This window comes from Alistipes senegalensis JC50, from assembly GCF_025145645.1.
Taxonomy (GTDB): Bacteria; Bacteroidota; Bacteroidia; order Bacteroidales; family Rikenellaceae; genus Alistipes; species Alistipes senegalensis.
Map to the genome: position 1 here is coordinate 1,690,074 of NZ_CP102252.1, position 13,333 is coordinate 1,703,406.

At 63.3% G+C, this 13,333-nt stretch carries 11 protein-coding genes; 2 read left to right on the forward strand and 9 right to left on the reverse strand.

From position 1 onward, the window contains the following. Positions 1–118: 118 nt before the first annotated feature. Positions 119–2,956, forward strand: coding sequence for a helix-turn-helix and ligand-binding sensor domain-containing protein (locus tag NQ519_RS06715; RefSeq protein ID WP_227900993.1), 2,838 nt, complete (start codon positions 119–121; stop codon positions 2,954–2,956). 40 nt (positions 2,957–2,996) lie between these two features. Here the strand turns inward: NQ519_RS06715 and folE are convergent, their stop codons facing one another. The 6 genes from folE to NQ519_RS06745 are packed head-to-tail and all read right to left on the reverse strand — an operon-like array spanning position 2,997 to position 7,273. Beyond that, the gene (gene folE / locus NQ519_RS06720; RefSeq protein ID WP_019151937.1) at positions 2,997–3,605 is read right to left on the reverse strand and encodes a GTP cyclohydrolase I FolE; all 609 of its coding nucleotides are present in this window, start codon (positions 3,603–3,605) and stop codon (positions 2,997–2,999) included. Between the two features lie 19 nt (positions 3,606–3,624). Continuing rightward, a complete protein-coding gene (locus tag NQ519_RS06725; RefSeq protein ID WP_019151936.1) occupies positions 3,625–4,602 on the reverse strand; it encodes a Gfo/Idh/MocA family protein in 978 nt (325 codons plus the stop codon). 4 nt (positions 4,603–4,606) lie between these two features. Continuing rightward, positions 4,607–5,188 (reverse strand): RdgB/HAM1 family non-canonical purine NTP pyrophosphatase, encoded by a 582-nt coding sequence (rdgB, locus tag NQ519_RS06730; RefSeq protein ID WP_026076763.1) that lies wholly within the window; start codon positions 5,186–5,188, stop codon positions 4,607–4,609. A gap of 25 nt (positions 5,189–5,213) precedes the next feature. After that, positions 5,214–5,864: an ATP-binding cassette domain-containing protein gene (locus NQ519_RS06735; RefSeq protein ID WP_026076762.1), complete on the reverse strand. Its 651-nt coding sequence runs from the start codon at positions 5,862–5,864 to the stop codon at positions 5,214–5,216. Next, on the reverse strand, positions 5,851–6,432 hold the full coding sequence (locus tag NQ519_RS06740; protein WP_019151933.1) for a hypothetical protein: 582 nt from the start codon (positions 6,430–6,432) through the stop codon (positions 5,851–5,853). The genes NQ519_RS06735 and NQ519_RS06740 overlap by 14 nt, the downstream gene beginning before the upstream one ends. A 1-nt stretch (position 6,433) precedes the next feature. Beyond that, the gene (locus NQ519_RS06745) at positions 6,434–7,273 is read right to left on the reverse strand and encodes an HAD family hydrolase (RefSeq protein WP_015546914.1); all 840 of its coding nucleotides are present in this window, start codon (positions 7,271–7,273) and stop codon (positions 6,434–6,436) included. Between the two features lie 77 nt (positions 7,274–7,350). On the opposite strand from NQ519_RS06745, the gene NQ519_RS06750 reads away from it, so the two are divergent. Then, on the forward strand, positions 7,351–7,881 hold the full coding sequence (locus tag NQ519_RS06750) for a nitroreductase family protein (RefSeq protein ID WP_019151932.1): 531 nt from the start codon (positions 7,351–7,353) through the stop codon (positions 7,879–7,881). Between the two features lie 61 nt (positions 7,882–7,942). Here the strand turns inward: NQ519_RS06750 and polA are convergent, their stop codons facing one another. From polA to NQ519_RS06765, 3 genes are all read right to left on the reverse strand, one after another. Beyond that, positions 7,943–10,819 (reverse strand): DNA polymerase I, encoded by a 2,877-nt coding sequence (polA, locus tag NQ519_RS06755; RefSeq protein ID WP_019151931.1) that lies wholly within the window; start codon positions 10,817–10,819, stop codon positions 7,943–7,945. 56 nt (positions 10,820–10,875) lie between these two features. Next, positions 10,876–11,328 (reverse strand): 6-pyruvoyl trahydropterin synthase family protein, encoded by a 453-nt coding sequence (locus tag NQ519_RS06760; RefSeq protein ID WP_022061551.1) that lies wholly within the window; start codon positions 11,326–11,328, stop codon positions 10,876–10,878. Positions 11,329–11,700: 372 nt separating this feature from the next. Continuing rightward, entirely contained in the window at positions 11,701–13,326 is a 1,626-nt protein-coding gene (locus tag NQ519_RS06765) for a ribulokinase (protein ID WP_019151929.1), read from the reverse strand. Between the last annotated feature and the right edge of the window lie 7 nt (positions 13,327–13,333).

Sequence of the window (13,333 nt, forward strand, 5' to 3'; positions counted from 1 at the left end):
AATGATTTCACCGTCCGAAAATCCGTTTCACAGCGCATACGACATTCCCGTGATTCCGGGCCGGTTCGTTTTTCTTAATATATTTAATATATTTGTGGAAAGAAAACGCATCCGAACGATGGGCCGAACGATTCTTACCCCGTTACGTCTGCTGCTGCCGGTCGTCCTGACGGTTTTGGCAGGAGATGCCGCCGCCGCGATCCGCTGCGGTCTGCGCCATGTGGAACGCTTTGCGCAAAGCGCAGAACCCGTGGCCCATACGCAGGTGTGGGACATAACGGCCGACGGAGGGGACGGCTGCCGGATCTTTTTCGCAACCAACGACGGGCTCTGCGTCTACGACGGCATCCGCTGGAACAACTACCGCCCCGAGGGCAACTCCGTGCTCCGGGCCCTGCGCTACGACGCCGAAACGGGCCGGCTCTATACGGCCGGAGTCAACGAATTCGGATACTGGGTGCGCGACGACTACGGCCGGCTCGCCTACACGACGCTCTACAAAAATCCCGACTTCCGCTCCCGGAGCAATGATTTCTGGCGGATCGCTCTCGAAACCCATTCGGGACGGGTCTATTTCCAATGCCGCGAAAAGATCTGCATTTACGACCTGCTGTCGGGCGCGATCCGCGAACTGCACCCGCAGGACGCCTTCCGGTATATGTACGAGGTGGACGGACGCATCTATTTCCAGGACGGCGCCACCCTCTGCCGCTTGGGCGACGACCTGAGCCGCGGAATCGTCTGCAACGTCCCGAGCCGCATCATCAATCTCGTTTCGGGGCGCAACGGCGAATTGCTGGCTGCCGTGGAACATGCCGGCATGTTCTCCATCGACAACGAAGGGCGCATCGCACCGCTCGACACCGCGACCAACGCCCTGCTGGCGGATGCCAAGATCATGTGCTGCCGACGCTACAACGCCGAACTGCTGCTGGTCGGAACCACCCGCCGGGGGCTGTTCCTGATCGACAACGACGGTTCGGCCAGCCACTCGATCCCCTATGGCCGGGAACTCGACAACGCCACGATCCTGAGCGCCGCGGCGGACGAGCGCGGCAACATCTGGCTCGGGCTCGATTCGGGCGCGGCGTCCATCGACAACAGCACGCAGGACTATTACTTCACCGACTCCCGGCTGGGGCAGGTTCACGGCGTGCTCGGACTCGGCGACGACCGGATGCTCATAGGCTCGAACAAGGGGCTTTTCCTGCTGGACAACGACGGTTCGCTGAACCTGATCCCGGGCAGTACGGGTTCGGTGTGGGAACTGGATGAAATCGGCGGCCGGATCTATGTGCTTCACGATCTGGGGCTCTTCCGGCTGGCAGAGGGGCTTCGGCTCACGCCGGTCGTCACGGGAAGCGGCGTCTACTCGCTGCGCCGGTGCCGGAACGACCGGCGATTCTACATCATGAGCACCTACTCGGGCGTCAGCCTGCTGCGGCACACCGACGAGGGATTGCAACCCGTATCCCGGATCGCCGATTACAGCGGATTCACACGCAACATCCGCATCGACGAGAAAGACCGCATCTGGGTCACGGTGCTCGGCGTGGGATTCGTGCGGCTGACGCTCTCCGAGGACAAATGCAGCGTCGTCGAAGCCCGCAACTACGACCTGGCCGCGGGAACGGACGGCAATGTGTTCTCGACCCGCATCGACCAGGAACTGATCCTGTGCTGCGACGACCGGGCATACCGCATCGACTACGTGACGGACTCGCTCGTCCGCGCTCCCGGCGCCGAACAGATACTCGGACTGTGCGGCCGGGGGGGGGTGAAAAGCATCGTCCAGCAGGACAACCGCTTCTGGTACGTGGCAGCCGACGAAACGGGCTACGTCGAACGAACGGGCAATTCGCTGAACCGCTGCGCCGGCATCCTCGCACAGGCGACCAGGGAGCGGATCTCAAGCGGATTCCGGACGGTCGGCGATGCAGGAGTCATCGGATTCCGCAACGGCATCGGGTTCTCCTACGGAGGCAGTTCCCCGTCACAACCCGTCGAAATCGGCATGGTGGCGGCGCAAGGGCCCAATAAAACGCGCTATCACCGGCTCGACGATCCGGTGTTCGAGATTCCCGCAGCGATGAACACGCTGCGCATCTGGCCGATCCGTCTCCCGCCGGGGCAGCAGCTCGAATACCGGATCGCATCGCTGGCTCCCGAATGGCAGACGGTGCATATCGACGAGTTTCTGCAAATCCCCGCGCTGCCGCACGGCCGCCACACCGTCGAACTGCGCGCCCCGGGCGCCGCCGATCCGTCGAATACCCGGCAGGTCGAAGTCTGGGTGCGTCCCCCGTGGTACATTTCGTGGCCGATGATCCTCCTCTACGTATTGGTCGTCACGCTGCTGCTCGCCGGAGTGCGAGGCTATTACATCCGCAAGAACCGTCTGGCGCAAGAGGCCGTGCTCCGCCGGGAGAAGGAGCGCCGGGAGAAGGAGCTCGAACAACTCGAACGGGAAAACCTGCTCAAAGAGAAGCGGATCTCGGAACTGGAACGCGAGAAACTGAAAACCGACCTGCGCAACAAGGACAAACGGCTGGCAAATATCACCATGAACAGCATTCGCCGCAACAACATGCTCAACGAGCTGAAAAGCGAGGTCTCGGAGCTGCTCACGGTCGAAGGATCGGGACGAATCAAAACGATCGTCGGACGGGTCATCCGCCAGATCAACGCCCAGCTCAAGGACGACAGCGACTGGCAGCTGTCGGAGAACTATTTCAACACGATCTACGACGGTCTGCTGGACCGGCTGCGGGCCAACTATCCGTCGCTGTCACAGACCGACCTGCGGCTGTGCGTCTATATCAAACTGAACCTTTCGACCAAGGAGACGGCCGAACTGATGAACATCTCACCGCGCAGCGTGGAAATGGCCCGCTACCGGCTGCGCAAGAAACTGGGACTCGGTTCCAACGACAATATCGGGTCGGTCCTCCGGTAACAGATGCGCCGGACGCCGCCGCGCCGGAACGGGCGTAAGTCTAACGGTAGCGGTGGGAAATGAGGGTCATGAACTCCTCGCGGGTCCGCTGGCTCGACAGGAAGACGCCCGTGAAAGCCGACGTGGTGGTGGCCGACTGCTGCTTCTCGATGCCGCGCATCTGCATGCACATGTGGCTGGCCTCGATCACCACGGCCACGCCCATCGGGTTGAGGGCCTCCTGAATGCAGTCGCGGATCTGCACCGTCAGCCGCTCCTGCACCTGCAAGCGGCGGGCGAAGCACTCCACCACGCGGGCCACTTTCGAAAGACCCGTGATGTAACCGTTGGGGATATAGGCCACATGGGCCTTGCCGTAGAAGGGCAGCATGTGGTGTTCGCAGAGCGAGTAGAGCTCGATGTCCTTGACGAGCACCATTTGCCGATACTCCTCGCGGAACATCGCCGAGCGGATGATGTCGAGCGGATTTTCGTCGTAACCTTTCGTCAGGAACGCCATAGCCTTGGCCACCCGTTCGGGGGTTTTCAGCAGCCCTTCGCGCGCGGGGTCCTCGCCCAGCAGGCGCAGGATCTCCGCATAGTGGAGTTTCAGCGCCTCGACGGTCGCAGGGTCGAAACGCTCCTCCTTGTCGTAGTTTTTCGTCTCCATAGGGCGCAAAGATAGCGATTTATTCTTTCATTATCTCATCCATCACCCGCGAAGTTCGCGCCGCGGAGACTCCCGTGGAGGGGCACACGCCCTCGCCGCGCAGCTCCCGGACGATCGTTTCGATCAGCGGGCCCTGAATATGCTCCGGAGGGGCGATTTCGAAGCGTTCGATGCCCCGCGCCGTCACCAGTTCGACCGGCGTGAAATCGAACGTGCTGAACCGCACCGAGCCTTTGCGGCCCGTGACGACCACCGAATCCTCCGCAGCGGAGGGCGGAGCGACGAAGCACCACATTCCCGTGCCGGGCACGCCCGAACGGAAGCGGAACGACGCCGCGACGGTGTCCGCCACGTCGTAGAATCCCCCGCGGTTGGCCTTGCACCCCCGGGCGTCGGCGATCTCCCCGAGCAGGAAGTCGAGGATGTCGAGCGTATGGGGCGCCATGTCGCAGAAATAGCCCTCCCCGCCGACCTCGCGGCGCAGCCGCCACGGAAGGCGTGCCGGATCGCGGTCCCCGGGGCTCTCCGGACGGAAATAGCGCACCTCGACGCTCAGCACTTCGCCGACGGCCCCGCTGTCGATCAACTCCTTCACTTTCAGGAAGTAGGGCAACGCCCGGCGGTAATAGGCGACGAAGAGCCGCTGCCCGGAGCGTTCCGCCGCGGCGATCATGTCGAGGCACTCCGCATGGTTCATCGCCATCGGCTTCTCGACGTAGACGGGTTTTCCGGCGGCCAGCACCTTCAGGGCGAGTTCCCGGTGGCTGTCGGGCGGGGTTGCGACGTAGACGATGTCCACGCCGGGATCGGCGATCAGCGCATCGGCGTCGGTATAATTCCTCGGCACGCCGTGCCGGCGGGCGAAATCGGCGGCCTTGGCGGCGTCGCGGCGCATGACGGCCGCGAGGGCGGAATGCGGGGTCTTGTACATCGGCGGGCCGCTCTTGCGTTCGCAAACGTCGCCGCAGCCCAGGATGCCCCAATTGACGTTTTCCATACGGCTATTTTTCGATCGAACGGAGGAATTCGGCCAGTTTGCGCACGGCGCGGGCGCGGTGCGAAACGGCGTTCTTTTCGTCGGTGGTCATCTCGGCGAAGGTCTTCGCGTAGCCGTCAGGGATGAACAGCGGGTCGTAGCCGAACCCCTCGTGCCCGGCCTCGCGGTCGATGATCCGCCCCTCGACGACACCTTCGAAAAGGTGCTCCTCGCCGCCGAGAATCAGCGAGATGACCGTGCGGAAACGCGCCCGGCGGTTCTCCGCACCTTCGAGGTTTTTCAACAACAGGCGATTATTGGCCGCAAAATCGTGGCCGTCGGTGGCATAGCGGGCCGAGTGCACGCCCGGGGCGCCGCCCAGCGCCTCGACCTCCAGCCCCGTATCGTCGGCGAAGCAGTCGAGCCCGGTGCGGCCGTGGAGGTAGTGCGACTTCTGCGAGGCGTTGCCTTCGAGGGTCTCCTGCTCCTCGGGAATATCCTCCTCAACGCCGCAGTCGCGGGGCGTCAGCAGGGTGAAGGCGTCGCCCAGCACAGCCTGCACTTCGGAGAGCTTGTGGGCGTTATTCGTGGCGAAAACGATTTTCATGGCATGGAATTTTTCGTAAAGGTACTCATTTTTCCGCAATCCCCGAAGCGGCCGCTTCCCGGACCGCCCGGGCGAATTCGTAGTGTTCGTAGCGGCCGCGGACGCCCCCGCCGCCGAGCACGTAGAAATCGTCGCAGATGCCGTCCAGCTCCGCCAGCCGGGCGGCGACGAGCACCGTGCGGCCCTCCGAGCCGAGTTGCAGGATCAGTTGGCGAAGCATGAAGGCGCTCTCGACATCGAGGCCGCGGAAAGGTTCGTCGAGCAGCAAGACCCGTTTGGGATTCAGCAACAGCAGGACCAGCGCCAGCCGTTTCCGCTCCGCCTCGGGGAGCGCCGCGGCCTCCGCGTCGAGCGGCACGGGCAGACGGCGGAGCATAGCCGCGGGATTCGACCCGGGGTTGTAACGGACCGCAAGGTCGAGACAGTCGCGCACCGTCAGCCCGGGCCAGAAGCGGGGTTCCGCCTCCGCAAACCCCACGTCGCACCGCCGCAGGGGATGTCCTCCGAGGGTGATGCGCCCCGCGTCGGGGACGACGAACCCGTACAACGCCCGCAACAGCGCACTCCGACCCTCGCCCGCGATGCCGTGGACGGCATTCGCCGGAAGGTGCATCGTCACACCGTCGAGGAGCGTCCGCTCCCCGTCACGAATCCGGAGGGCGTCAATCGTAATCATAAAGGTAGCGACTGAGGTTGCGTTCGGCCCGGAGCAGGTAGCTCACCACGAGGCAAAGGCTGAGGGGCAGCAGGGGCGGGAGGAGAAATCCCGCAGCGCCCAGCCGGGCTGCCAGCGGCCAGCGCGGGGATTCGTCCGCCGGGTCGTAGCGGGCGTATTTGGCCGCGACGAAATAGAGCAGCGCCAACGCCGCCAGCGGGGCCCACGCCGCGGCCATCCAGGCTGAACGGGGCTGTGCGAGGAGTGCCAGCACGGCGAAAGGGGCAGTCATCAGAAAGTAGTTGCGCCAGGCCGTGAGGACCTTGCGGGCAAGCAATCGCGCGGCGCCCTTTTCGGGCAGCAGCAGGAGTTGCAGGGGTTCGTTCGCGGCATAAAACGACCCGCAGGCCGCCGCCGCGAGATAAAGGGCCGGAAATCCGGCATAGGGGATGCAGGCGCAGACGAGCAGCACGACGGCCGCGGCGACGACCGCGGCAGGGTGCCGGCGCACCCCGGCGGTCCACTCGGGCGATCCGCCGAACAGGGCCGGGCGCACCAGCCGTCCGGAGTAGACTTTCCCGGCAAGCATGTTATCGGACGACCTCCAGTTTTTCCAACCTGTCGTCGAGGTCGATCTTGTCGATGATGGTCTTCACGAGGATGTCCATCTCCGAACCCTCCGTGTAGTCGGCCGGGCATACGTGGCTCACACGGTTGTCGTGGATCAGCGAGGCCATCTCCTTGCTGGCTCCCTTCCGGTCGGGGTTGTAGACCGCGATCGAATGGCCCCCGGAGTTCTTGACCAGCCGCATGCAGGGGATGTCGGTGGTCCCGTCGCCCACGTAGATCATGTGTTTGAACGGTACGGGACGCTCGTTTTCGGGGATGTAGCGGTTGACCAGCTTCGAATCGAAAACCGACTCGACGCCCTTGTTGATCTTGAAGATGAACTGCGTCTTGTTGGTGTAGTTGACCGCCACGGCGGGCCAGTAGGCGATGCCGTCCACGTCGTAGAGGAACGAGCAGGCGTAGATCTTGCGGAACTCGTGGGCGATCTCCGTGCCCTCGATGATCTCCTTCAGCCCCGAGGAGTTGATGTAGTGCAGGATGCGGATGCCCCGCCCGGCCCCGTAGGCGTTGATGCGCGAAAACCACTCTTTGACCCCCGCGAAGAGCGTCACGCGGCGGCCCGAATCCTGAAACGCCTCGCGGCGCAGCGACAGGCCCTTCGACTTGGCCTCCTGGATCATCCGGGCCATGTACGTGAGGACCATGTCGGCATCCTGCTCCTCGGCCAGCGTGTTGGCCTCGGTCCAGAACTCCTTGTTGCTCTTGCCGACAGCCGGAATGAAATCGTACTCCTGCATGTTGCCCGGGGCCAGCGTGCCGTCGAAATCGTAGATGAGTGCTATGGTGAATCTGAATTCCATCGTTTTCAAGGTTTTGATTCTCAAAGATAGTTTTTTTTAACTATTTTTGCAAGAACCGTACGAAAACGCAAAAGATTATGGAATTCAAGGAATTGATCGCAAAACGCCGTTCGGTGCGCAAATTCTCCGACCGGCCGGTTCCCCGCGAGGTCGTGGACCACATCCTCGCCGAAGCCCTCACGGCCCCCTCGGCCCGCAACACGCGCACGTCGCGCCTGCTGGTAATCGACGACCCCGCGCTGGTGGCCCGCATGGCCGACATGCGCGACTACGGATCGGGATTCCTGACGGGTGCGCCGCTGGCGATCGTGGTGCTGGGCGACACGTCGTCGAGCGACCTGTGGCGCGAGAACGCCGCGATCACGGCGACGGTGGTGCAGCTGGCCTGCGTTGACGAGGGGCTGGCCTCGTGCTGGGTGCACGTCAACGGACGCCCCCGGCGCAAGGACGCTCCCGACGGGGAGACTGCCGCCGACTATCTGCGGCAGTTCCTGCCCATCCCCAACGGCTGCGAACCCCTCTGCGCCATCGCCGCAGGGTATTCGGACTTCACGCCCGCCCCGCTTCCCGCTGCGGACGACGCGGCGCGGATCATCCGGCTGAAATAACCGCCCGGAACAGAAAATCGCCCTCTTTCGGAGGGCGATTTTCTGTTCCGGCATACCGCGGTCAATGCGCTTCGAGCCAGTTGCCGCCGATGCCGGCGTCAGCAATAAGTCGCACCTTGAGCTGCGCCGCGGACTCCATGCACTCGGTGACGATCTTCGTGACGCGTTCCTGCTCCGAACGGAGCATATCGACGACCAATTCGTCATGCACCTGCAAGATCACCCGCGAACGGATGCCCTCGGCGGCGAAACGCCGGTGAACGTCGATCATGGCAATCTTCATGATGTCGGCCGCAGAGCCCTGAATCGGGGCGTTCACGGCGTTGCGTTCGGCCAATCCGCGCGCCACGGCGTTGTGCGACGAAATGTCGTTGAGGTAGCGGCGGCGGCCGAAAATCGTTGACACGAAACCCTCCTCCTTGGCCTTAGCGACCACATTGTCCATATACTCCTTGACCTTGGGGTAGGAGGCGAAATAGCCGTCGATGATCTCTTTGGCCTCCTTGCGGGGAATTTCGAGCCGCTGGCTCAGACCGAAGGCCGAGATGCCGTAGATGATGCCGAAATTGGCCGTCTTGGCCCGGCGCCGCTCCTCGGGCGTCACCTCTCCGAGCGGTTTATTGAACAGTTTGGCGGCGGTGGCGGTGTGGATGTCCTCGCCGTGTCCGAAGGCCGAGATCAGCGACTCGTCGCCCGACAGATGGGCCATCAGGCGCAGTTCGACCTGACTGTAATCGGCCGAAAGCAACAGGTGGTCGTCATCCGAGGGGATGAACGCCTTGCGGATGCGGCGGCCCATGTCGTCGCGGACCGGGATGTTCTGCAAGTTGGGATTCGTCGATGAAAGGCGCCCGGTGGCCGTGACGGCCTGATTGAACGAGGTGTGGATACGCCCCGTGGTGCGGTTGACCAGCTGGGGCAGCGCCTCGACATAGGTCGAAAGCAACTTCTTGACGCCCCGGTATTCGAGGATCAGATCCACGATGCGGTGTTTGCGGGCGAACGACTGAAGATAATCTTCGTCGGTGCAGAACTGTTTGGTCCGGGTCATCTTGGGCTTCTCGGCGATGCGCATCTTGGCGAACAGCACCTCGCCCAGCTGACGCGCGGAGTTGATGTTCAGATTGGGTTCGCCCGCCTCGGTGCGGATCGCCGCTTCCAGTTCGCCCAGCTTGCGGTTCAGCTCGACGGCATAGACAGCCAGCGCCCCGGTGTCGATCCTCACACCCGCCATCTCGATGTCGGCCAGCACGGCGATCATCGGCTCCTCGACCTCGAAATAGAGATGCTGGAGACCGATCTCCTCGACCTGGGGATAAAGCACCTGTTTGAGCCGCAGGGTCACGTCGGCATCCTCGGCGGCGTACTCCTTGACGCGCTCGACGTTCACCAAGTCCATCGTCAGCTGTTTGGAACCCTTGCCGATCAGCGTCTCGATCTCGATGGGCTTGTAGTTGAGATACCGCTCCGAAAGGGCGTTCATGTTATGGCGCGACTCGGGATCGAGCAGGTAGTGGAGGATCATCGTGTCGTACTTGCGGCCCCGGATCTCGATCCCCAGCCGGCGCAGCACCATCAGGTCGAACTTGATGTTCTGGCCGATCTTGGCGATCCGCTCGTCCTCGAACAGCGGCCGCACGATCTCCGCGTATTCGGGCGTGTTCTCCTCTTTGAAAGGGACGTACCATGCTTTGAAAGGCTCCACGGCGAGCGACAGCCCGACGATCCGGTCGTTGAAAATGTCGAATCCGGTGGTCTCCGTGTCGAAGCAGAACTCCTCATACCGTCCGACCTCGGCGACGACTTCGCGCAGTTGCGCGGCGCTCTCGACGAGCGTATATTCGTGAGGCGTGTTCTGAGCCGTCGCCAGCTGCATCGCGTCGGCCTCGGCCTGCAATTCGGCGACGGGAACCTCCCGGACCTCGGGCATCTGCACCACGGGGTCGCCGAACAGATTGCCCTGACCCGCCAGCGCGGCTTTCTTCGCCGCGGCGGACTTGGCGCGGGCCATCTCCGCCAGCTGGGTCTGCGCCTCCTGCCGGGGGCCTTCGGGAAGCGCCTCGGGCGGCGCGAGGTTGGCCAGGTCGTTCATGAAAGCCTTGAAATCGAGCTCGGCGAAGACCCCGCGCAGCTCGTCGATATGCGGTTCGCAGACCGTGAGGTCCTCCTCGCGGAAGGGGATCGGCACGTCGAGGCAAATGGTCGTCAGGCGCTTGGCCAGACGCAGGTTGTCGGCCCACTCGGCGATCTTCTCGCCCTGTTTTCCCTTGATTTTCGAAACGTTGTCGAGGATGTTCTCGACCGTTCCCCACTCCTGCACCAGCTTGCAGGCGCTCTTTTCGCCGATGCCCGGCACGCCGGGGATGTTGTCCGAAGCGTCGCCCCACAGCGCGAGGATGTCGCGCACCAACTGAGGGTCGTCGATGCCGTACTTCTCGCGGATGGCCTCGCGGCCGACGATCTCGATGCTTCCCTCCGCGCCCCGCTGCTTGTAGATGCGGCAATGGTCGCGCACGAGCTGTCCGTAATCCTTGTCGGGGGTCACCATATAGACATCGTAACCCGCCTCGACGCCCTTCTGCGAAAGGGTTCCGATCACGTCGTCGGCCTCGTACCCCTCGACTTCGAGGATCGGGATGCACATCGCTTCGAGCACCCGCTTGACGTAGGGCACCGAAAGCAGGATGTCCTCGGGCGTCTCGGAACGGTTCGCCTTGTACTCGGGGAAGATGTCGCGGCGGAAACTGCCCCCCTTGGGATCGAAGGCCACGCCCAGCAGGTCGGGCCTTTCGCGCTTCTGAATGTCGCGCAGGAACTTCACGAACCCGAACACCACGGAGGTGTTCATCCCGGCGCGGTTGCGCATCGGCCGCCCCAAAAAAGCATAGTAATACTTGAAAATCAACGCATAGGCGTCAACCAGAAAGAGTTTTTTCATATCTGTATTTAAGTTGCGTCGCTTGTATTCGCGGGGGGGGGCGGAAAAACAGGGTGTCACTCGTTGTCGCCGGCAAACCACTCGGCGAACGAGGTTGCGGTTTCGTGGAGCTTCAACGAATGGAGCGCAACGCCTTCGGGAAGCCGGGCGGCGATGCGGCGGGCGAAATCGGCGAGCATGTTCTCGCACGTGGGCTGGTAATCCACCGTCAGGATGTTGCCGAACCGCTCGGCGAGCACCCGGCGCAGCTCCGCGCCCGACGCCGAACCGCGCAGCACCAGCGCATGATCGAACCGCGAGACGATCTCTTCGTTCACGATCCGCTTCAGCACCCCGAAATCCATCACCATCCCGCATTTGGGATCGGCCTCGTCTTCGGCCGGGGTGCCTTTCACCGTCACGAACAACCGGTAGGAGTGCCCGTGGATTTCGCGGCACGGCCCGTCGTATCCGTCGAGGGCATGCGCTGCCTCGAATGAAAATTCCTTGGTCAATCTGATCACTGTCATAGGGCAAAGATAGTGCAAGGTGAGCGGAGTGCCAAATTTATTTGAGCACTTCCGAACCGCAGCCTATCTAAGACAAAAGTCAAAGATAGTGCAAGCCGAGCGCAAAAGCAAGTTTACTTGCATTTTGCCGAGGCGCAGCCTGTCTAAGGCAGGGCCAAAGATAGTGCAAGGTGAGCGGAGTGCCAAATTTATTTGAACACTTCCGAACCGCAGCCTATCTAAGGCAACGCCAAAGATAGCGCAAGCCGGGCACAATGCCAAATTTATTGGGGGGGGGCAGCCGACCCAAGACAGCACACAGGCCGCAGGCAAAACCGAACGATTCGTCGGCTCTACCCGCGGCCCGTGCACCCGGCCCTCCGGAACGCCCGCTCAGCGGCGGCCTCCGAGTTTCAGATAACGGTCGTAGAGGCGGTCGTAAACCGCGTGACGCTCCATATCGGGCAGGTATTCGTCCGAGAAACCGGGACACATCGCCCGCTGGGCCTCCTGCACCGATCCGTAGAGCCCGGCGGCGACCGCCGCGAACATCGCCGCACCCAGGGCGCAAGCCTGATCGCTGGCCACCACCCGGATCGGAACGCCGATGACATCGGCCATCGTCTGCATCACGAAAGGCGATTTGCGGGCGATGCCGCCGATGGCGAGGATGTTGTCGATGGGCACCCCCTCTTCGAGCATCCGCTCGTCGATGGCCCGGGACCCGAAGACCGTCGCTTCGACCAGCGCCTTGTAGATCGCCGGCGCCGATGTCGCAAGGGTCAGTCCGTCCAGCGCACCCCGCACCCGGGGGTCGGCATCGGGCGTCCGGCGGCCGTTGTGCCAGTCGAGCGCCACGGGATCGTCGGGTGTCAGGGGCAGCCGTTCGGCCTCGGCCGTCAGCTCCCCGAGAATCCGCTCTTCGAGCTGCGGATCGCTTCCGGCAATCTGCCGCAGCGGCCACGCCATCACCCGCCGGAACCAAGCGTACAAGTCGCCGAAGGCGGCCTGCCCGGCCTCGAAACCGATATACCCGGGCAGCACCGAACCATCGACCTGACCGCAGATGCCGCGCACGGTCCGGTCGCCGACCTCGTCGTAAGTGCCGACCACAATGTCGCACGTCGAGGTTCCCATCACCTTGACCAGCGTTCCAGGGACGATCCCGGCCCCGACAGCCCCGACATGGCAGTCGATGGCCCCCACGCCGACGGCGATGCCCGGTTTCAGCCCCAGCCGGGCGGCCCACTCGCCGCACAGCCGGCCGACGCACGCATCGCCCGTGACGGTGTCGGAATAAAGATGTCCGCGGAAGATGCCCAGCAGCGGATCGACCGCCTCCAGAAACTCCGACGCAGGAAGTCCGCCCCACGAGGCGTGCCACATCGCCTTGTGTCCGGCCACGCAGCGGCTGCGGGCGATGGTCTCGGGGGTCGTGTCCCCGACCAGCAGGGCGCTGATCCAGTCGCAGTGCTCCACCCACGAATAGGCCGCAGCCCGCAATCCGGGTGAACGGCGCAGGCAGTGGAGCATCTTGGCCCACACCCATTCGCAGGAGTAGGTGCCGCCGCTGTAACGGGTATAGTCGATCTCCCATTTTCTTGCTAAATCGTTTATCTCATCCGCTTCGGCGAGGGCCGTATGGTCTTTCCAGAGCACGAACATCGCATCGGGCTCCTCGGCGAACTCCGGCAGCAGAGCCAGCGGGGTGCCCTTGGCATCGGTCAGCACCGGGGTGGACGCCGTGGTGTCGAAGGAGATGCCGCAGACGGCATCGGCAACGTCGCGTCCGCAGGCCGCCAGCGCCTGACGGACAGACGCTTCCAGAGATTCGACATAATCGAGCGGATGCTGGCGGTAGCAGTTGTGCGCGGGATCGCAGTAGAGCCGTTCGGCCCACCGGGGATAGGCCACCACCGCCGAAGCGAGTTCCGACCCGTCGGCGGCATCGACGACGAGGCACCGCACGGAATCGCTCCCGAAATCGACGCCCAGAAGATAGTTGGTTCGAGGTTGCATAGTTATT